Origin of the sequence: Streptomyces sp. NPDC014991 (assembly GCF_043080665.1) — a bacterium.
GTDB lineage: Bacteria > Actinomycetota > Actinomycetes > Streptomycetales > Streptomycetaceae > Streptomyces.
In genome coordinates this window covers 263,694-282,599 of record NZ_JBIBVY010000007.1, presented here as the reverse complement: position 1 = coordinate 282,599, position 18,906 = coordinate 263,694, and the positions used below count along the sequence as shown (strand labels likewise).

The window sequence follows — 18,906 nt, the reverse complement described above, 5'->3', positions numbered from 1 at the left end:
GGTGATGCCGGAGGGGGAGGCGGCGCCCCCGGGCAGCGGGAGTCTGCGCCGGCCGACGCGTCCGGCGGTGGTCGCGGTGAACCGCAGTGCCCCGGCAGGCCCCGGGGTGATCTCGGCCGGCCCGGTGTCCGGGACATCGGTGACCGTGCCGTCAGCTCGTCAGCTCGTCAGCCGCCCGGTCCGCCCGGCGCCGTGCTCCGCGAAACGCACCGCGCGGTCCGGGCCGATGGGGATCCCGGCGGTGACGGCGCCCGCCACGCGTGGCGACCGGATGCTCCGTCACTCCTCCGCTCCGGCCCGGGCCGGAGGGCGACATCGGCCCCGGCCACCAGGGCGGCGGCCGACGCGGCAGGCAGCCGTCCCCGGATCCCCCGCACCCCGGAGTGCTCCACGGCATGGGACGCCCGCCTTCCCGACTGACCCGTACGGGGGGCCGTGGGGGAGCCGCACTGGGGCAGACGGGTGGCGTGGTGACCCGGCTGGACGGCCCGGATGGTGGGAGGCGACGGCCTCGCTGACGTTGGTTCATGTCAGGGCCGGGTCCACCCAGCTGATGAGGTGTCCGCTGACCGGCCATGGCGGAAGGACATCACTATGCGCTCTGCCCGCATGCTCCTGGCCACCGCGGCTGCCACCGCCGCCCTCTCCTTCGCCACTCCCGGTGCCGCGTTCGCCGTTCCCGCCGGCGATCACGACGACTCCTCGTACAGCAAGGAGCACGACAGCGACTCCGACCGTGACCACGACAAGGGCTCCGGAAGGGATCACGACAAGGACTCCGACAGCGACCACGACAAGGGCTCCGGAAGGGGTCACGACAAGGATTACGGCGACAAGGACGACGGCGGCCGGGAACACGACGAGCCGCGCGGCGGAATGCACACGGGTGGCGGAGCACTCGCCATGGTGCGCGGCGACGACTGGGGTTCGGAGCACGACGGCAGCCGCTTCGACCCCGAAACCTACCGGGACAAGGGAGACAAGGGAGACAAGGGGGACAAGGGCGGCGGTGACAAGGGCAACGACGGCGGTCACGACAAGGGCGGATGGGGCGACGACCACGAGAAGCCGCGCGGTGGCATGCACACCGGTGGCGGCGCGCTCGCCGCTCCCGGGGCCACCGCGGGCGGCATCGCCGTCCTGGCCGTAGGCGCCGCCGGCGCGTACGCGCTGCGCCGCAAGAAGGCCGTCCAGCCGGCGTCCTGAGGGACGGCACGTCCCAGGGTCTGCGGACGCCGCCGGCGCACCTTCGTGCCGGCGGCCCGCGCCCGGCCCCGGGCGCCGTCCCGAGGCGCGTGCCTTCCCTGCCGCGAGTCCCCGTACTGCCGTGCCCGAGTGAGGTGGTGTCCGATGGCAGCAGATACGTCCTCCCCGACCTCCGCGCCGGACGAGCGGAGTTCCGGCCACGGCGGCCGGCTGACGCTGTGGGGCGTGGCGGTGGCCGTCCTCGCCGTCAGCATGTTCGGCGGTCACCAGCGGCCGGACGCCACCCCGGGGCCACAGCCCCGTCCCCCGAGCGTGACGGCCGCCGCACCGGCCGACCCGCACCGGGTCGGCGAGGCGTTGCCCCGGTCCGAGCCGACCCGTCTGCTCATCCCGAAGATCTCCGTCGACGCCCCCTTCACCTCCCTGTCCATCGGCGCCTCGGGCCAGCTCGAGCCGCCGCCCGCCGCCGACACCAATCTCGTCGGCTGGTACGCCAAGGGCGCCTCGCCCGGCGAGAAGGGCACCGCGGTCATCGCCGGGCACGTCGACACGGTGGTCTCCGCGGCGGTCTTCGCCGGCCTCGACCAGTTGACGCGCGGCGACCGGTTCTCCGTGGAGCGGGCCGACGGGCGTACGGCCGACTTCGTCGTGGACGACGCCGAGTCCTTCCCGAAGGACGACTTCCCCAGCTCACGCGTGTACGCGGACACCGCACGCCCCGAGGTCCGGCTCATCACCTGTGCCGGGGCCTACGACCGTTCGGTGCGGGACTACACCGAGAACCTGGTCGTCTTCGCCCACCTGGTCTGAGCCCGGGGCTACGTGGGTGCGACGCCGAGGCGCTGCCCGGCATCGGCGCCGGTGTCCCGCGCCCCGCCCGCCCGCGCAGCGGGCGGCTCCGGCCGGCCTGCCCCGCGCACCCTGGCGGACCTGCGGCTTGTGTCGCGGAGGGCGCCATGGAACGCTTCGGTCCGCCGCCCGCGCGCACGGGGCGCGGGCCGGGGCGTGCGACCGGCCGCGGGAACGAACGGGGAGTGGACCGATGGAGCTGGAGCTGCGGCACCTGCGGGTGCTGTGCGCGATCGCGGACGCGGGCAGCGTGGGCCGTGCCGCCGCACAGCTGGGGTACTCGCAGCCCGCCGTGAGCACCCAGCTGCGGCGCATCGAACGCCATCTGGGCGAACCACTGTTCGAGCGCGGGCCGAGTGGGGTCCGGCCGACACGGTACGGCGCCGAGGTCGTCGAGCAGGCCCGGGACGTGCTCACCCGGGCCGCAGCGATCGGACACCGCCAGGCCGCCGGCCGTGCGCACCGGACCCTGCGGGTGGCCGCGACCAACTCACCCATGCTGTCCGGCACGGTCTCCCGGGTCCGCACCCGGCTGCCGGAACTGTCCCTCGCCGTCACCAGCGTCTACGCCTCCTCGAGGATCGTGGAGCTGCTGGAGGAGGGCGCGGTGGACGCCGCCATCGCCGCCGACTACCCCGGCATGGAACTGCGGCACTCGGCCGGCGTGCGGCACCGCGGTATCGTCACCGAACCGACGTTCGTCGCCCTGCCCGCCCGGCACCGGCTCCGGCAGTGCGCGCAGATACAGCTCGCCGATCTGGCCGACGACGCCTGGTTCGTCACACCGGACGACGGCGCGGGCTGGCCCGGCGTGTTCTACGACGCCTGCACGGCGGCCGGCTTCACGCCGCTCACCGTCCACGAGTTCCTCGGTGACCAGGCCCAGCTGCAGAGCATGATCGCTGACGGGCTCGGCGTCTCCCTCGTCCAGCCGACGCTGCGGCCCGTCCCTCACATCCTGGTGAAACCGCTGGCCGGCTCCCCGCTGTGGTGCCGCTACGTCCTCGCGTGGCGGCCGGACGCCGTCAGCGACGCCGTGGCGGAGACGCTGGTCGGGTCCGCCCTGGCCGCGTACCGCGACCTCGTCGCCCAGGCCCCGCACCTGCGCACCTGGGCCTCCCGCACCTGGAGCGTCGGAGCCTAGGCCCTGTCGTCGAACTCCCGTCCGCCCCGCGACGCCATGCGCGCACCGGGGTTCGACGACAGGACCCGGGGGCCTCTCGTTCGCCTCGTGATGCACGGCACCGGACCCCGCTCCCTGATCCGGCCCGATCCGGACGAAGGACCCTGGGCGCACGGGAACCATGTGTCCTACGCCACGGTAGGCGACGGCGGAGGCGGCACGGGGCGGCCGGAACCGCGCGCCGCAGGGGGGCGACACGTGCTCCGCGCGTGGTTCCGGCGGCCCGCACCAGGTGGTAGACACGGCGGGGTCACAGTTCCTGTCCGCCAGCAGGAAGGTTGCTGCCGTATGTCTGCAACACGCCGTCAGGTCCTGGCCCGAGCGAGCGCTCTGGGAGCGGGCATCGCCTTCACCGGGGCCCTGTCCGAGCTCTTCGCGGGCACCGCCGCCGCGCACGACCTGGGCCACACCGGCTACGGCCCCCTCGTCCCCGACCCGCACGGCCTGCTCGACCTGCCGAAAGGATTCCGCTACACGGTGCTCTCCCGCGAGGGCGACCGGCTCCGCTCCGGGGAGGGCCCCGTCCCCTCCCACCACGACGGCATGGCCGCCTTCGCCGGCCGAGGGGGCCGCACGCACCTCGTGCGCAACCACGAGAACCGCGTCACCGCCGAGTTCCCGGTCCCGGTCGTCAGCGGCCTCACCTACGACCCGGCGGGCAAGGGCGGCTGTACGGCCCTCACGCTCGACGGGGACCAGAACGTGCTGTCCGAACGGGTCGCCATCGCGGGCACGGCCGTCAACTGCGCGGGGGGCCACACCCCCTGGGGCACCTGGCTGACCTGCGAGGAGACGGAGGACAGGGCGGGCACCAACGGCTACACCAAGGACCACGGCTTCATCTTCGAGGTCCACCCCACCGACCCGCACCGCACCGGCGCCGTCCCGCTGACCGCGATGGGCCGGTTCCAGCACGAGGCGATCGCCGTCGACCCGCGCCACGGCGTCGTCTACGAGACGGAGGACGCCTTCGAGAAGCCGTTCGGCCTCTTCTACCGCTTCCTGCCGGACAGACCGCTGGGCGGCGTCGGCTCGCTGCGCGCGGGCGGCCGGCTCCAGGCGATGCGGGTGCCCGGTGTCCGGGACCTGTCCACGATCCAGGAGCCCGGCGCGCGCTTCGACGGCATCGAGTGGGTGGACGTACCCGACCCGCTGGCCGTCACCACCCCCACCCGCTTCCAGGACTACGGCGCCGGGGGCATCACGCACGCGCAGAAACTGGAGGGCTGTTACTGGGGCGGTGGCCGCGTGTACTTCGTGTCGTCGTTCGCCCGCAGCGCGGACGGCTCGGCGGCCGACCACTACGGCCAGATCTGGCGCTACGACCCGGCGCGCCGCCGGCTGACCCTGGTCGTCGTGTTCGGCCCGGACACCGACGTCCAGCTGCCCGGCGAGTCCCCGGACAACATCTGCCTCGCCCCCGGCGGCGGTCTGATGGTGTGCGAGGACGGCAACGGCGCGCAGCACGTCTTCGGCGTGACCCGCACGGGCGAGGTGTACGCGATGGCCCGGGGCCGGCAGAACATCGGGACGGCGCAGGCGCCCGAGTGGGGCGAGTTCGCCGGGGTCACCTTCGCCCCGGACGCAAGGACGATGTTCGTCAACTGCTACACCCCCGGCACCACGTTCGCGGTGACCGGCCCGTGGCGCGGATAGACACCGGACAGCGCTGAGCACGCCGGGGCGGGTGCGCGCGGTGCGCGCCCCGGCGTGACCGGAGGGGCGCCGCGATGTTATGAGCGCTCAGTGTCATGTGCTATGTCACACGGCATTGTTGGGGTGAAGGCGCGCTGGGACAGTGCGTGACACGCCTCGACACCCCACCGAGGCGCATCCCTTCGTGGAGGAATCCCGATGCGCTATCGATTCGCGCTGCCCGGCCGCAGAGCCGGCCGCCCGGCCACGCGGCTGGCCGGCGCAGCCGCCGTCTGTGTGACCCTGGCCGGCCTGCTGTCCACCCCGGCGCTCGCGGCACCCCCGGTCCGCCCCGGCACCGGCACCCCGGCCCGCGCGCACCTCCCCGTGCCGCCGCCCGCCGCCGCGACCACCTTCCCCACCGAGCGTCCCGCGGTCCAGGCCCGGCGCCTCAGCCCGGCCCGACTCCGGCCCCTGCAACCCGCGTTCACGCGACCGGCGACGAGCACGGCGAAGGCGGTCTCCTGCACCCCGGCCGACTTCGGCAGCCGCACCGGCGCTTCGCTCGTGGCCTACGTGAAGGCCGCGACCGCGGACTGCGTCAACACCCTCTTCCCGGTCACGGGCAAGGACGCGCACGACGTCTTCCGCCAGTCCCAGATGCTGACCGTCGCGAACGCGTTCAAGCGCACCGCCGGGCAGTACCGCGGCGACAACTCGGGGAGCCTGCTCCAGCTGGTCCTCTTCCTGCGCGCCGGCTACTACGCGCAGTTCAACCACCCCGAGGACGTGGGCGCGTACACCCCGCGCCTCACCACGACCGTCACCGCCGGCATGGACACCTTCTTCGCCCGCCCCCACTCCCGTGACGTCTCCGCGGCCAACGGCGACATCCTCGGCGAGACCGTCATCCTCACCGACAGCGCCGACCAGCAGGGCCGCTACCTCTCCGTCTACCGGCGGCTGCTGAACGCCTACGACAGCGCGTACGACCCGGTCGACAGCATGATCAGGGCCGTCAACGACGTCTACACCCCCCTGTGGCGCGGCAACTGGAACCCGGAGTACGTGCGGGCGGTCGAGGCCGACCCGCGGATCACCGGCACCCTGCACGACTTCGCCCTGGCCCACACCGACCGGCTCGGCACGACCCTCGCCTTCCTGGACTCCAACGCCGGGATGAACCTGGCCCGTTACACCGAGCACTCCGGACTACGGGACGTGGTGCGGCCGTTGGTGAAGGACCTGCTGGACCGGACCGCGATCACCGGCCCGACGGCCGGGCTGTGGGTGGCGGTGGCCAGCCAGGCCGACGCCTACGACAGCGCCGACTGCGGCTACTACGACGTGTGCGGTCTGCCGGACAAGCTCGCCCGGGCCGTCCTGCCCGTCACCCGCCACTGCGACGCGAACGTCACCGTCCACGCCCAGGCGCTCACCGCGGCCGACCTCGACGCCACCTGCTCCGGAGTGCTGCACCAGGACGCCTACTTCCGCGGCATCGTGCGGGCCGACGGCGCGATACCCGGCCAGTACGCCTCCACGGTCCAGCTCGTCGTCTTCGCCAGCCGCGCCGACTACCAGACGTACGCGGGCCCCATGTACGGCATCAGCACCGACAACGGCGGCATGACGCTGGGCGGTGACCCGTCGGACCCGGCGAACCAGCCGATGTCGATCATGTACCAGAAGGACCAGGACGACGGCTTCACGGCCCGGATCTGGAACCTCAACCACGAGTACACGCACTTCCTGGACGCCCGCGACGACATGCTGGGCGACTTCGGCCGGCAGATCTCGGTGCCGGACGTGTGGTGGATCGAGGGCCTCGCCGAGTACGTCTCCTACGGCTACCGGGGTCTGCCCTACGACCAGGCGGCCCGCGAGGCCGGCAAGCACACGTACCGGCTGAGCACCCTGTTCGGCAGCACCTACGACAACAGCGACGTCACCCGCACCTACCCGTGGGGCTATCTCGCCGTGCGCTACATGCTCGAGAGGCACCCCGACGACGTCCAGCGCATGCTCGCCCGCTTCCGCGTCGGCGACTACGCCGGCGGATACGCCGTCTACCACGACGGCATCGGCGTCCGCTACGACGCCGACTTCGACCAGTGGCTCACCGTGTGCGCCGCGGGCGCCTGCGCCAGGCCGGCCGTGGCCTGACCGCACGCGCCCGGCACGACGCCGCCGGCCGGGGATCCCGGCCGGCGGCTCTGCTCGTACGGGAGGCCCGGGGGCTCAGACCGCCGTGGCCGGGTACGTCGGGTACTCCACGCCCGACACGTGCTGGACGACGCGGACGACCTGGCAGGAGTAGCCGAACTCGTTGTCGTACCAGAGGTAGAGGATCGCGTTGTCGCCGTCGACCTTCAGGGCGCCGGCGTCCACGATCGAGGCGTGGCGCGAGCCGATGAAGTCGCTGGAGACCGCGTCGGGCGCCGTGATGAAGTCGATCTGACGCTTCAGCGGCGAGGTCAGCGACACCTCGCGCAGGTAGTCGTGGACCTCCTCGCGGCTGGTCTCGCGGGCCAGCTGGAGGTTGAGGATCGCGATGGAGACGTCCGGCACCGGCACCCGGATCGAGCTGCCGCTGATCTTCGCCTTCAGGTCGGGCAGTGCCTTGGCGACGGCGGAGGCGGCACCCGTCTCGGTGATCACCATGTTGAGCGGCGCGGACCGGCCACGGCGCTCGGACTTGTGGTAATTGTCCAGCAGGTTCTGGTCGTTGGTGAACGAGTGGACGGTCTCCACGTGCCCCCGCAGCACGCCGTACTCGTCGTCCATCGCCTTCAGCGGCGGGACGATCGCGTTGGTGGTGCAGGAGGCGCAGGACAGGATCTGCTCGTCGGGCTTGATGGTGTCGTGGTTGACGCCGTGCACGATGTTCGGGACGTCGCCCTTGCCCGGCGCGGTCAGCACGACCTTCTCGATGCCGGGGCGCAGATGCTGGGACAGGCCCTCGCGGTCGCGCCAGTTGCCGGTGTTGTCGATGAGGATGGCGTTGCGGATGCCGTACTCGGTGTAGTCCACGTGCGACGGGTCGTCGGCGTAGATCACCTTGATCTCGTTGCCGTTGGCGACGATCGTGCTGTTGTCCTCGTCCACCGTGATGGTGCCCTGGAACTGGCCGTGGATGGAGTCGCGGCGCAGCAGCGAGGCGCGCTTGACGAGGTCCCCGGAGGCCCGGCCGCCGCCGCGCACGACGATGGCGCGCAGTCGCAGCCCGTTGCCGGAGCCCGACTTCTCGATGAGCAGACGCGCGACGAGCCGGCCGATGCGGCCGAATCCGTACAGGACGACGTCGCGCGGTTCGCGGCGCTCGACCCGGTTGGCGCCGGTGGCACCGGCCACGGCCTCGGCGGTGAACTCCGCGACGCTCAGGCCGCGCTCGTCGGCCTGGTACAGCGTGGCCAGCATGCCGAGGTCGATCTGCGACGGCCCGAGGTCGAGGGCGGTCAGCGCCTCCAGAAAGGGCATGGTCTCGGTGACCGACAGCTCCGCACCGGCGATCTGGCGGGCGAAGCGGTGCGTCTTGAGGATGCTGACCACCGACTTGTTCACCAGGGAGCGGCTGTGCAGCAGGACGGTCACGTCCCGCTCGCGGTGCAGCTTCCCGATGAGCGGGATCATCGACTCCGCGATCTCCTCGCGGATCTTCCAGTTGGTGAACGAGTCGTCGTTGACAGTCACAGATCCATCTTTCGAGCTAGGCAGCGCTCATATGATAACCACACCCTTTTCGGGGTCTCTGCGGGGGTGGATCCGGCACGGCCCGCGGTGACATGATCCGACCGGGTCCGACGGGACGGACGGAGTCCGCGCGAGTCCCGGCGAGACCCGACGGAGTCCGACGAGGTCCGATGGGGGAGGGGCCGCCGATGAGGCTGCACACGCACGAGTGGGGGACCGGCGACCGGATCGCGGTGCTGGTGCACGGGATCATGTCCGACCACCGCACCTGGCACCGGGTCGCGCCCGTCCTGGCGGACAAGGGATACCGCGTCATCGCCGTGGACCTGCGCGGGCACGGCGCCAGCGGCCGGGGCGCCTACAGCCCGGAGCACTGGGCGGACGATCTCGTGGACACCCTCCCCGCGGGAGCGGAGCTGGCGATCGGCCACTCGCTCGGGGCCATGGTGCTGGCCGGCGCCGTCGAACGGCTGGCGCCCACCCGGGCCGTCTACTGCGACCCCGCCTGGGAAGTGCGCGAGAAACTGGTCGCGGCCTCCGCCTACTTCGGGGCGTTCAAGACCGCCGGCCGTTCCATGATCAGGAACTTCAATCCGCGCTGGGACGAGGAGGACGTGGACATCGAGCTGGCCACGCTGGCCGCCTGGGACCCCGCCACGGCCGCCGTCCTGCCCGGCATCTACGCGGTCGGCCGGACACCGGCCCGCCCGGTCGTGCCCTCACTGGTGGTGCTGGCCGGCGCCGGCGAACTGCACCGCGCCGGCCTGGACGCGGAGCTGATCCGGCGGGGATTCGAGGTCCGCACCGTCGAAGGGGCCGGTCACACGTTGTACCGGGACGACTTCGAGGGCTTCATGGGGGCGCTCGACGGCTGGATCTGAGCAGCCCCCGGGGAAACCGTCGCGGCGCGTTCGGGACGGCCGCGTGGATCAGGAAGGGGGAGCGGTCGGGACGGCGCGGTCAGCGCGGGTCGAAGACGACGCTGGCGAAGCGCGCACCGGCGGACGCCGACCGGCCGGGAGCGAGCCGCAGCGCCGTGCCCTTGCACTTCTTCCGCGTGTAGACGACGAGCGGCTTCTTCGTCCCGTTGTGCGCGCCGCGCGCTTCCTGGGCCATGTCGAAGCACCGGTGGCTCGGCGGGTCGGTGATGGAGTACGCCTTGCCGTGCGGACCGACCCAGGTGAACATGCCGTCGGCGGCGAGCGCCGGACCGGTGGCGGTGACGGCGAGGGCGAGACCACCGAGCACGGCGGCGAGCGGACGACACAGGCGCATGGCGGTGTCCTTCTACGAGGGATGGCGGAGCGGACCGGAGCCGCACCCGTAATCTCCCACTCGGTCCCCGCGCGGCCCGCAACCGACACGGGCACGTCCACCGTCCGGGTGACGGCGGACGGGATCCGGCGCCCGCACCGCGGTGGCACCGGCCGGGGACGCACCCCCGGGCGGCACGGCGCGGATCGCCGCGTTCCCGCTGCCGGTGCGGGCGGCCTTTCCCGGCCTGTACGGCCCCCTTCCGGGGGACTGGCTGGTGCGAAGGCCGTGAATCGGGGTAGGCGAGACGCCCGAGGAAGGAAAGGACCGTCTCATGACGACCTACGTGATCAGCGTGCCCGGCACCTTCACCAGCGGGATCGGAGCCGATGCCCGTACCCGGCTGGCCCGCGCGCTGCGGCCCGCCGACCCGCACGGCACGCGGATGGGCAACGCCGAGGACCTCGATGTGCTCAGCGTCAACGAGGACAACACCTTCACCCTGCGCCTGACCGTCGAGGCGGACACCGGCCCGCACGCCGAGGAGGAGGCGCGCCGGCTCGCGGATTCCGCGCTCCGGGACGCGGGCCTGGACGCGGGGAAGGCGCCGCTCGGGCCGGCGGTCGTCACCGGTATCGACTCCGCGGTCCGCTGACGCGGCCGGGCGGGCTGGGTGCGGGGCGGGACGGGGCCAGGAACGGCACCGGGGCCGGTGCGGGCCGTGGGCGGGGCACGATGACCCCGAACAGGTAAAATCTAGGGGTCCGTCGAACAGCCAGGCGGCCGGCCACGCGCCACCGCCCCGGCGGAGGTGATCGATGCCCCGCAAACGCTCCACGGACGAAGGCGACGAGCTGCTGGCCAGACTCGGTTCGCTCACCGCCCAGGCGCGTCAGCGTGCGCAGGCCCAGCGCACCCAGGTCGAGCTGGCCATCGCCCTCCAGCGCGGCATGTTGCCCCGGGACCTGCCCACCGCACCCGGCTTCCACCTCGCGGTGCGGTACGCCCCGGCCAACATCGGCCTCAACGTGGGCGGCGACTGGTACGACGCCTTCTCCCTGCCCGACGGCCGGATCGGCCTGTCGATCGGCGACGTCCAAGGACACAACATCGAGGCCGCCGCCTTCATGGGGCAGGTCAGGGCCGGACTGCGGGCCCTCGCCTCCGTCACCGGCGAGCCGGGCGAACTCCTGGCCCGCACCAACGACCTGCTGCTCTCCCTGGGCGGCGACCTGTTCGCCACCTGCACCTTCATGCGGCTCGACCCTGCCACCGCAGTGCTGGAGAGCGCACGGGCCGGGCACATCCCCTTCGTCTGGGCCACGGCAGACGGCAAGTCCGGCGCCGTCGACGACGAAGGCGGCCCGCCGCTCGGCGTCGAGCGGGGCGTCGAGTACCCGGTGACCCGGCACCGGCTCACCACCGGCGGGGTCTTCGTCCTGGTCACCGACGGTGTCGTGGAAGGGCCGTCGCTGGACATGGAGGACGGCCTCGACCAGGTGATCCGACTCACGGGCATCGCCGCCGTCGCCGGTCTGGAGGCCCACGCGCTCGCCGCGGCCGTGATCAAGGGCGCCGAGAGCGTCGGCCACGAGGACGACGCCGCCGTCCTCGTCGTCGGCCTGGACAGCCCGAGCCCCGCCCCGCGACAGGAGCCGGCCGGGCGTCCCGTGCCGTGACGAGAGGGTCGGGCCGGTCATCACGTCGCGTGCGGGGGCGCCGCGGCCCGGACGGTACACGGGCGTGGGCGAGCCTGCCGTGTTCGGCCATCGGGCCGGACCGGACCCGCTCCCGCCTCGCCGAGCCGGGGCCGCCGGTGTGGGATGGCTGGTGTGGTGGGTACCGAGGAGCCGCGCCGGACCGGCGGCCGAACCGTCCAGATCCTGGGTGTCGCCGCCTGCTACTACGCGGCGGCCCAGCTCGGCCTGCTGCGCGATCTCACGGTCGGGGGCGCCGTCGTCACCCCCATCTGGCCTCCGACCGGCGTCGCCGTCGCGGCCCTGCTGATCCTCGGACTGGGCTGCTGGCCCGGCATCACACTCGGCGCCTTCCTAGCGGTCCTGTCCCTCACCACGCCCGGCCCCGCGGTGCTCGGCGTACTCCTCGGCAACACCGCCGCACCCGTGTGCGCGGCGCTCCTGCTGCGCAGGGCCCGCTTCCGCACCGACCTCAGCCGGTTACGCGACGGGCTCGCGCTCGTGTTCCTCGGCGCGCTGACCGCCATGCTGATCAGCGCGACCATCGGCGTCGGCCTCCTCCTGCTGTCGGGCAGTCTGCCGGGCCAAGGCTTCTGGTTCGTCTGGCTCGCGTGGTGGGTGGGCGACGCGATGGGTGTCCTGATCGTCACCCCGCTCCTGCTGCTGTTGCGGCACGGCGTCCGCAGGCCGCTGCCGCTGGGCCGGTGGAAGGAGGCGACCGCGCTGGTCATCGCCGTCTGCGTGGTCGTACCGCTGGCGGCCTACAGCTCGATCAGTCTGCTCTTCCTCGTCTACCCGCTCATCATCTGGGCCGCCCTGCGGTTCCAGCTGACGGGCAGCGTCCTGTGCGCGCTGCTGAGCTCCGTGGTGGCCACCGTCGCCGCGACGGACGCGGTGGGGGCGTTCGCGGGGCTGAGCCGCGTGGAGGTCCTGGTCAAGCTCCAGGCGTTCAACGGTGGCATCACCCTCACCGCGCTGCTGCTGTCCGCCGTGATCATCGAGCAGCGCAACACCCGGCGCTCGGTCGAGCGGGCCTGCCAGGAACTGGTCGAGGTACTGGAACACCTCACCGCGGGGGAGGCCCCGCCACCGAAGGCGCAGAGCGGTACCGACGACGACCGGGGACGGCCGGACGAGGCGCCGTGAGCACTCCGGGGCGGGCCGGTGGCGCGTGTCCCGGCACGGCTGGGCGCCTCACCGGCCGGCCTCAGTCCTTCGACCGGTTCACCGGCCCTTCGTCGTCACTGCCCGGCTCCGCGGCCGGCGTCGCCGCCCCGGGTTCCTGGCGGGAGCGGGCCGGGGGGTGCGCCGCACCGGTGGCGCCGGGCTGGCCGCCGCCGGTCGTGCCGTAGCCGCCGGGGATCCCCGGCGGCGTGTCCGCGGCGGCCGCCGCCTCGCTGATGTGGCGCCGGGCCCTGACCCCCGCCCGGCGCTCCGGGTACGGGTAGTCGAACGGCTCGGAGGAGGCGCGCTCGCGGTCCGCTTCGAGCTGCCGTCGCGCGGCCCGCTCGGCCGCCGTCGCGTTCTCGTCCTGTCGGTTACGGTCGTCGTCCTTCATACGGCGCCGAGTACCCGCGCGACGGCCGCCGCCAACGTGAGTCCCCGGCGTGTCGACCGGCCGCCCGTGGGCACTGGGAGACGATGGGCGGAGCCCGCACGGGCACGGGGCCGGACCGGGAGGAACAGGGGCGGCATGGAGCAGGGGCCGGTGACGGAAAGGCCGGACGAGGCCGGCGCAAGGGCCTCGCCCGTCCCCGGCACCCCGCCGCCGCACACAGCCGAGGCCCCTACGCCCGGGAGCCGGTCCTCGCCTCCGGGCGCTGCCGCGTCCGGCGACGGGCCAGCTCCTCCGGGCGCCGGCGGAGGCGTGAGTCCGAGCGCCGCCATGTCCGGCGACCGGACACCACTTCCGGACGCCGACGAGGGCGTGAGTCCGAGCGCCGCCATGTCCGGCGACCGGCCACCTCCTGCCGGCGTCGACGGGGGCGCGAGTCCGGGCGCCGTCGCGTCCGGCGACCGGCCGTCACCTCCGCACGCCGGCGGGAGCGAGATGCCGAGCGCTTCCGGTCCCGGAAAGCGCCCCTCGCACGCCGACGGCCGCGCCGCACCGGGGGCCCCGCCTCCCGCCGGCCGGCCCTCGGCCCCGCCCGCCCACGCCGGCGCCACGCGTAGCGCTCCCGCCCCCCGCCCGGACGCCGGAGACGTGCGGCGTCGTGTTCCCCGTACCGATGTCCTGCTGCGGGATCCCCGGCTGGCCGCGGCCGTCGAGCGGCTCGGTGCGGGGCTGGTGAAGGCCGCTGTCCGGCAGGCCCAGCAGAAGGCGCGGGAAGGAAGCGTGCCGGTGGAACTGGTGCCGGAGACGGCCCTGCGCCTGCTGCCGGGGAGCGCGGGCGGCCTGCGGCCGGTGATCAACGCCACCGGGGTGCTGCTCCACACCAACCTGGGGCGCGCCCCGCTGTCGGCCGCGGCCCGGCAGGCGGTCGCGGCGGCCGCCGGGCCCACGGACGTCGAACTCGACCTGACCACCGGGGTGCGGGCCCGCCGGGGGCGCTCCGCGATCGCAGCGCTGCGGGCGGGCGTGCCGGCCGCCGGTGCCGCGCACGTCGTCAACAACGGCGCCGCCGCGCTGCTGCTGGCCGCCACCGCCCTCGCGGCCGGCAGGGAGATCATCGTCAGCCGGGGCGAGATGGTGGAGATCGGCGACGGCTTCCGCCTGCCCGACCTGCTGGTCTCGACCGGGGCCCGGCTCCGTGAGGTGGGTACGACCAACCGCACGGCCCCCGCCGACTACGCCGCCGCCGTCGGCCCCGACACGGGCTTCGTACTCAAGGTGCACCCGTCCAACTTCCGTATCACCGGGTTCACCCGGTCCGCCGAGGTCGCCGACCTCGCGGGACTCGGTGTCCCGGTCGTCGTCGACATCGGCTCCGGTCTGCTCGCCCCTCATCCCGCGCTGCCCTCGGAACCCGACGCCGACACCCAGCTGCGCGCGGGTGCCGCCCTCGTCACCGCCAGCGGCGACAAACTGCTCGGCGGGCCCCAGTGCGGGCTCCTGCTGGGCCGGGAGGACCTCGTCGGCATCCTGGCCCGGCACCCGCTGGCCCGCGCGCTCCGCGTCGACAAACTCACCCTGGCCGCCCTGGAGGCCACCCTCACCGGCCCGCCCACCCCGACCGCCCTGGCCCTCACCGCCGACCCGGCGCTCCTAGGGGCCCGTGCCGCCCGCCTCGCCGCGGGCCTGTCCGCCGACGGAGTCGACGCCGGACCCGTCGACAGCGCCGCCACGGTCGGTGGCGGAGGCGCCCCCGGCGTCACTCTGCCGAGCGCGGCACTGTCCCTGCCCGCGCCGTACGCCGCCGTGCTGCGCGCCGGCCGCGTCCCGGTCGTCGGACGCCTGGAGGGGGGACGCTGTCTGCTGGACCTGCGGGCGGTGCCGCCGGAGGACGACGACCGGCTGGCGGAGGCCGTACGGGCGGCCCGGGCCGCCGTGGAAGGGCGGCCGTGATGCGGGTCCTCGCCACCGCCGGTCATGTCGACCACGGCAAGTCCGCGCTGGTCCGGGCGCTCACCGGGATGGAGCCCGACCGGTACGAGGAGGAGCGCCGCCGCGGCCTCACCCTGGACCTGGGCTTCGTGTGGACCCGCGTCGACGGGGAGCTCCTCGCCTTCGTCGACGTACCCGGGCACGAGCGCTTCGTACCGACCATGCTGGCCGGTGCCGGGCCCGTGCCCGCCGTGCTGTTCGTGGTCGCCGCCGACCAGGGCTGGCAGCCGCAGTCCGCGGAACACCTGGCCGTCCTGGACGCGCTCGGCGTCCGGCACGCCGTCCTCGCGGTGACCCGCAGCGACCTCGCCGACCCGGAACCGGTGCGCGCCGACGCGGTCGAGCGCCTGGCCGCGACCTCCCTCGGCAGGGCTCCGGCGGTCGCCGTCAGCGCGGTCTCCGGGGCGGGGCTGGACGACCTGCGCGCCGAACTGGCCGGTATGGCCGGCCGGCTGCCCGTCCCCGACACCGGCGCCGACGTCCGCCTGTGGCTCGACCGGGCGTTCACCGTCCGCGGCCACGGCACCGTGGTGACCGGCACACTGGCGGCCGGCACCCTGCGCGTCGGCGACCGGCTGGTCACCGGGGACGGGTCGGCCGTGCTGCGGGTCCGCGGCCTCCAGAGCCTGCACGAGGAGCGGACGGCCGTCGGCGCGGTGGCCCGCGTCGCCGTCAACGTGCACGGTCCGGGCGACGACACCCTGCGCCGCGGCCAGGTGCTGCTGACCCCGGACCGCTGGCTGCGGGCCGAGGCGATCGACGTCCGCGTCACCGGCGAGCCGGTGGCCGACCTGCCCCGTGGTGTCACCCTGCACATCGGAACGGCGGCCGTGCCGGTGACCGTCCGCCCGCTCGGCCCGGACACCGCCCGGCTCACGCTCGGCCGGGAGTTGCCCCTGCGCGCCGGCGACCGCGCCGTGCTGCGGGAACCGGGCGGTAGCCGGCTGCCCTGCGGGGTGACCGTCCTCGACGTACGGCCGCCCCGGCTGGCCCGGCGCGGCGCCGGCCGGGCCCGCGCGGCCGAGCTGGCCACCATGGCCGGCCGCCCCGACGGCGCTGCCGAGCTGCGCCGCCGCAAGCTGGTCCGGCGCGCCGACCTGCGGGCGATGGGGATCCCGGCGCCCGGCGACCCCGTCGCCGGGGACTGGCTGGCGGACCCGGCGCACTGGCAGGCCCTCGCGGACCGGCTGGCCGAGGAGACCGGCCGGTACGCCCGCGCACACCCGCTGGAGCCCGGTCTGCCCGCCGAGGCGGCCCGCCGGCTGCTCGGCCTTCCCGACCGGGCCCTCATCGACGCGCTGGCCGCGGCGCAGCCCCTGATCCGGGCCCGCCAGGGCCGGCTGTACCCCGCGGACCGTCCCCGGCCCGTCCTGCCCGGACCGGTCGGCGCGGCCGTGGACGCCGTACGCCGGGACCTCGCCCGTACGCCGTTCCGCGCGCCCGAGGCCGGGCGGCTGGCCGAGCTGGGGCTCGACCGGCGGGCGCTGGCCGCCGCGGCGGCCGCCGGGGCGCTGCTGCGCATCGCCGACGGAATCGTGCTGCTGCCCGGCGCGGACGCCGAGGCCGCCGCCGCCCTGGGCGTCCTGCCCCAGCCGTTCACGCTCAGCGAGGCCCGCCGCGCACTGGACACCACCCGCCGGGTGGCGGTACCGCTGCTGGAGTTCCTGGACGCCGGTGGCTGGACCGAACGCGTCGACGACCAGCGCCGGCGCTGCCGGGTCCCGGCGGGGAACGGAGGCGGACGGGAATCGAACCCGCCTGCCCGAGATCCTCGGGCACCTCGGTTTTGAGGACCGGGAGGGCCACCAGGCACCCACACGCCTCCACCACTCGTCAGGCTACTGTCCCAGGAGATCACCGGTATGACACCGACACCGACCAGCCGGGCGCCCGTACGGCTCACCCAGTTCGCCCACGGCGGCGGCTGCGCCTGCAAGATCCCGCCCGGCGAACTGGAGGACGTGGTCGCGGGACTGACCGCGGCACCGCCGGCCGGCGGCGAGACCCCGTTGCTCGTCGGTCTCGCCACCGGCGACGACGCGGCCGTGGTCGGTCACCGGGGGAGCGCCCTGGTGTGCACGGCCGACTTCTTCACCCCGGTCGTGGACGATGCCTACGACTGGGGTCGCATCGCCGCGGCCAACGCCCTGTCCGACGTGTACGCGATGGGCGGCCGGCCGGTGCTCGCCGTCAACCTGCTGGCCTGGCCGCGCGACCGGCTTCCCGTCGACCTCGCCCGTGAGGTGCTGCGCGGCGGCCTCGACATCGCCACCGAGGCCGGCTGTCACGTCGGCGGCGGGCACAGCGTGGACGACCCCGAGCCGAAGTACGGCATGGCCGTCACCGGCATCGCCGACCCCGGGCGGCTGCTGCGCAACGACGCCGGCCGTCCGGGGGTGCCGCTGTCGCTGACCAAGCCGCTCGGCCTCGGCGTGCTGAACAACCGGCACAAGGCCACCGGCGAGCGGTTCGAGCAGGCCGTCACCACGATGACGGCGCTCAACCGGGAGGCCTCCGAGGCCGCCCTGGCCGCCGGGGCCGTCTGTGCCACCGACGTCACCGGCTTCGGTCTCCTCGGCCATCTGCACAAGCTGGCCCGCGCCTCCGGGGTCACCGCCGTGGTCGACACCGCCGCCGTCCCGTACCTGGACGGTGCCCGGGAGGCCGTACGGGACGGGTACGTCAGCGGTGGTACCCGGCGCAACCTGGAGTGGGTCACGCCGCACACCGACTTCGGGGACACCGACGAGGACACCCGGCTGCTGCTGGCCGACGCGCAGACCTCCGGCGGGCTGCTCGTCGCCGGGGAGGTGCCCGGGGCGCCGGTGGTGGGAGAGCTGGTGCCGCTCGGGAGCCGTTCGATCGTGCTCAGGTGACGTCGTGCCGGGTGCTGTCGTGCCGGGTGACACTGCTCACTGCGGCGGGTCGCGTCGCCCGTGACGGCGGCCCCCGGGACGGTCCGCCCGGCGGAAGGGCGCGCCGGAGGGCGAGATCCCGCAGTGGCCGGACGGCCGACGGGCCGTGGCGCCTCCGGTGGGAGAGGCCGGCGCGCACCCGCCGATCCGGGCGGAACCCGATCGCATACCCCGCTCCGGGGCCTTCACACCTGTGGTGTGCGAGTGCGTTTCCTGTGTGGGAAGGGTTGGCCGATTGCTTTGTCCGAGCCTGCCTGAGTGGGTTAGCCTGCGGCGTATTTTTGTCATCATGCAAATCCGTGAACTGCGGAAATGCACACACCAACGGTCGGGTCGCAGCACGCTCCCGGCCGCGGTTCCGAGTCCTCGGCGCGGGGGCTCCAGGGGAGCGGAACGAGGGCGCGCATGGCCGGCAAGGCGACCGGGACGACCGAAGCGGTCCCGGGTGACCACGAACTGAGACGACTGCTCGCGGGGCTGACCGCGGTGCGGGACGGAGACTTCGGCACACGGCTGCCCGACGACTCCACCGGGCTCATGGGCGACATCGCCACTGTCTTCAACGGCATGGTCGACCAGCTGTCCGTGTTCACCTCCGAGGTCACCCGGGTGGCCCGTGAGGTGGGTACCGAGGGCACCCTCGGCGGGCAGGCGCAGGTACCGGGCGTCTCCGGCACGTGGGCCGATCTGACCGACTCCGTCAACGCGATGGCGGGCAACCTGACCACGCAGGTCCGCGACATCGCCCAGGTCGCCACCGCGGTGGCCAAGGGCGACCTGTCGCAGAAGATCGACGTGGACGCGCGCGGTGAGATCCTCCAGCTGAAGGAGACCGTCAACACGATGGTCGACCAGCTGTCCGCGTTCGCGGACGAGGTGACCCGCGTCGCCCGTGAGGTGGGCACCGAGGGCCGGCTGGGGGGCCAGGCC

Annotated in this window: 15 protein-coding genes, 1 tRNA gene and 1 pseudogene; 13 read left to right on the top strand and 4 right to left on the bottom strand. The window is 74.1% G+C overall.

Annotation, left to right across the window (positions count from 1 at the left end):
* Positions 1 to 594: 594 nt before the first annotated feature.
* From ACF1BE_RS14570 to ACF1BE_RS14550, 5 genes are all read left to right on the top strand, one after another.
* Positions 595 to 1,206, top strand: a complete 612-nt coding sequence (locus ACF1BE_RS14570) for a hypothetical protein (protein ID WP_392199357.1) — start codon at positions 595 to 597, stop codon at positions 1,204 to 1,206.
* A 144-nt stretch (positions 1,207 to 1,350) separates the two neighbouring features.
* Positions 1,351 to 2,016: a class F sortase gene (locus tag ACF1BE_RS14565; RefSeq protein ID WP_392199356.1), complete on the top strand. Its 666-nt coding sequence runs from the start codon at positions 1,351 to 1,353 to the stop codon at positions 2,014 to 2,016.
* 232 nt (positions 2,017 to 2,248) lie between these two features.
* A complete protein-coding gene (locus ACF1BE_RS14560) occupies positions 2,249 to 3,199 on the top strand; it encodes a LysR family transcriptional regulator (RefSeq protein WP_392199355.1) in 951 nt (316 codons plus the stop codon).
* Between the two features lie 327 nt (positions 3,200 to 3,526).
* Positions 3,527 to 4,894: an alkaline phosphatase PhoX gene (locus ACF1BE_RS14555; RefSeq protein ID WP_392199354.1), complete on the top strand. Its 1,368-nt coding sequence runs from the start codon at positions 3,527 to 3,529 to the stop codon at positions 4,892 to 4,894.
* A 198-nt stretch (positions 4,895 to 5,092) separates the two neighbouring features.
* Complete coding sequence (locus ACF1BE_RS14550) at positions 5,093 to 7,039, top strand: collagenase (RefSeq protein ID WP_392199353.1); 1,947 nt, start codon at positions 5,093 to 5,095, stop codon at positions 7,037 to 7,039.
* A gap of 75 nt (positions 7,040 to 7,114) precedes the next feature.
* On the opposite strand, the gene ACF1BE_RS14545 is transcribed toward ACF1BE_RS14550, so the two are convergent.
* On the bottom strand, positions 7,115 to 8,566 hold the full coding sequence (locus tag ACF1BE_RS14545) for a glyceraldehyde-3-phosphate dehydrogenase (protein WP_392199352.1): 1,452 nt from the start codon (positions 8,564 to 8,566) through the stop codon (positions 7,115 to 7,117).
* A 188-nt stretch (positions 8,567 to 8,754) separates the two neighbouring features.
* On the opposite strand from ACF1BE_RS14545, the gene ACF1BE_RS14540 reads away from it, so the two are divergent.
* Positions 8,755 to 9,447, top strand: a complete 693-nt coding sequence (locus ACF1BE_RS14540; protein ID WP_392199351.1) for an alpha/beta fold hydrolase — start codon at positions 8,755 to 8,757, stop codon at positions 9,445 to 9,447.
* A gap of 79 nt (positions 9,448 to 9,526) precedes the next feature.
* Here the strand turns inward: ACF1BE_RS14540 and ACF1BE_RS14535 are convergent, their stop codons facing one another.
* A complete protein-coding gene (locus ACF1BE_RS14535; RefSeq protein WP_392199350.1) occupies positions 9,527 to 9,841 on the bottom strand; it encodes a hypothetical protein in 315 nt (104 codons plus the stop codon).
* A gap of 313 nt (positions 9,842 to 10,154) precedes the next feature.
* Here ACF1BE_RS14535 and ACF1BE_RS14530 point away from each other — a divergent pair, with 313 nt between their 5' ends.
* The 3 genes from ACF1BE_RS14530 (at position 10,155) to ACF1BE_RS14520 (ending at position 12,663) form a co-directional block, all read left to right on the top strand.
* Complete coding sequence (locus ACF1BE_RS14530) at positions 10,155 to 10,475, top strand: hypothetical protein (protein WP_392199349.1); 321 nt, start codon at positions 10,155 to 10,157, stop codon at positions 10,473 to 10,475.
* A 163-nt stretch (positions 10,476 to 10,638) separates the two neighbouring features.
* Positions 10,639 to 11,499, top strand: coding sequence for a PP2C family protein-serine/threonine phosphatase (locus tag ACF1BE_RS14525; RefSeq protein WP_392199348.1), 861 nt, complete (start codon positions 10,639 to 10,641; stop codon positions 11,497 to 11,499).
* 144 nt (positions 11,500 to 11,643) lie between these two features.
* Positions 11,644 to 12,663: an MASE1 domain-containing protein gene (locus ACF1BE_RS14520; RefSeq protein WP_392199347.1), complete on the top strand. Its 1,020-nt coding sequence runs from the start codon at positions 11,644 to 11,646 to the stop codon at positions 12,661 to 12,663.
* Between the two features lie 61 nt (positions 12,664 to 12,724).
* Here ACF1BE_RS14520 and ACF1BE_RS14515 read toward each other — a convergent pair whose 3' ends face one another.
* Complete coding sequence (locus tag ACF1BE_RS14515; protein ID WP_392199346.1) at positions 12,725 to 13,075, bottom strand: hypothetical protein; 351 nt, start codon at positions 13,073 to 13,075, stop codon at positions 12,725 to 12,727.
* Between the two features lie 492 nt (positions 13,076 to 13,567).
* On the opposite strand from ACF1BE_RS14515, the gene selA reads away from it, so the two are divergent.
* Both selA and ACF1BE_RS14505 read left to right on the top strand, forming a co-directional pair.
* On the top strand, positions 13,568 to 15,022 hold the full coding sequence (selA, locus tag ACF1BE_RS14510) for an L-seryl-tRNA(Sec) selenium transferase (RefSeq protein WP_392199345.1): 1,455 nt from the start codon (positions 13,568 to 13,570) through the stop codon (positions 15,020 to 15,022).
* Positions 15,022 to 16,758 (top strand): annotated as a pseudogene (locus tag ACF1BE_RS14505) (SelB C-terminal domain-containing protein); the annotation flags it as partial. The gene selA and the pseudogene ACF1BE_RS14505, both read left to right, overlap by 1 nt.
* Positions 16,759 to 16,793: 35 nt before the next feature.
* On the opposite strand, the gene ACF1BE_RS14500 reads toward ACF1BE_RS14505, so the two are convergent.
* Positions 16,794 to 16,886: transfer RNA gene (locus ACF1BE_RS14500), tRNA-Sec, on the bottom strand.
* Positions 16,887 to 16,923: 37 nt separating this feature from the next.
* On the opposite strand from ACF1BE_RS14500, the gene selD reads away from it, so the two are divergent.
* Both selD and ACF1BE_RS14490 read left to right on the top strand, forming a co-directional pair.
* Positions 16,924 to 17,937, top strand: a complete 1,014-nt coding sequence (gene selD / locus ACF1BE_RS14495) for a selenide, water dikinase SelD (protein WP_392199344.1) — start codon at positions 16,924 to 16,926, stop codon at positions 17,935 to 17,937.
* Positions 17,938 to 18,381: 444 nt separating this feature from the next.
* A partial coding sequence (locus tag ACF1BE_RS14490; RefSeq protein ID WP_392199343.1) for a HAMP domain-containing protein occupies positions 18,382 to 18,906 on the top strand: 525 nt, incomplete at its 3' end.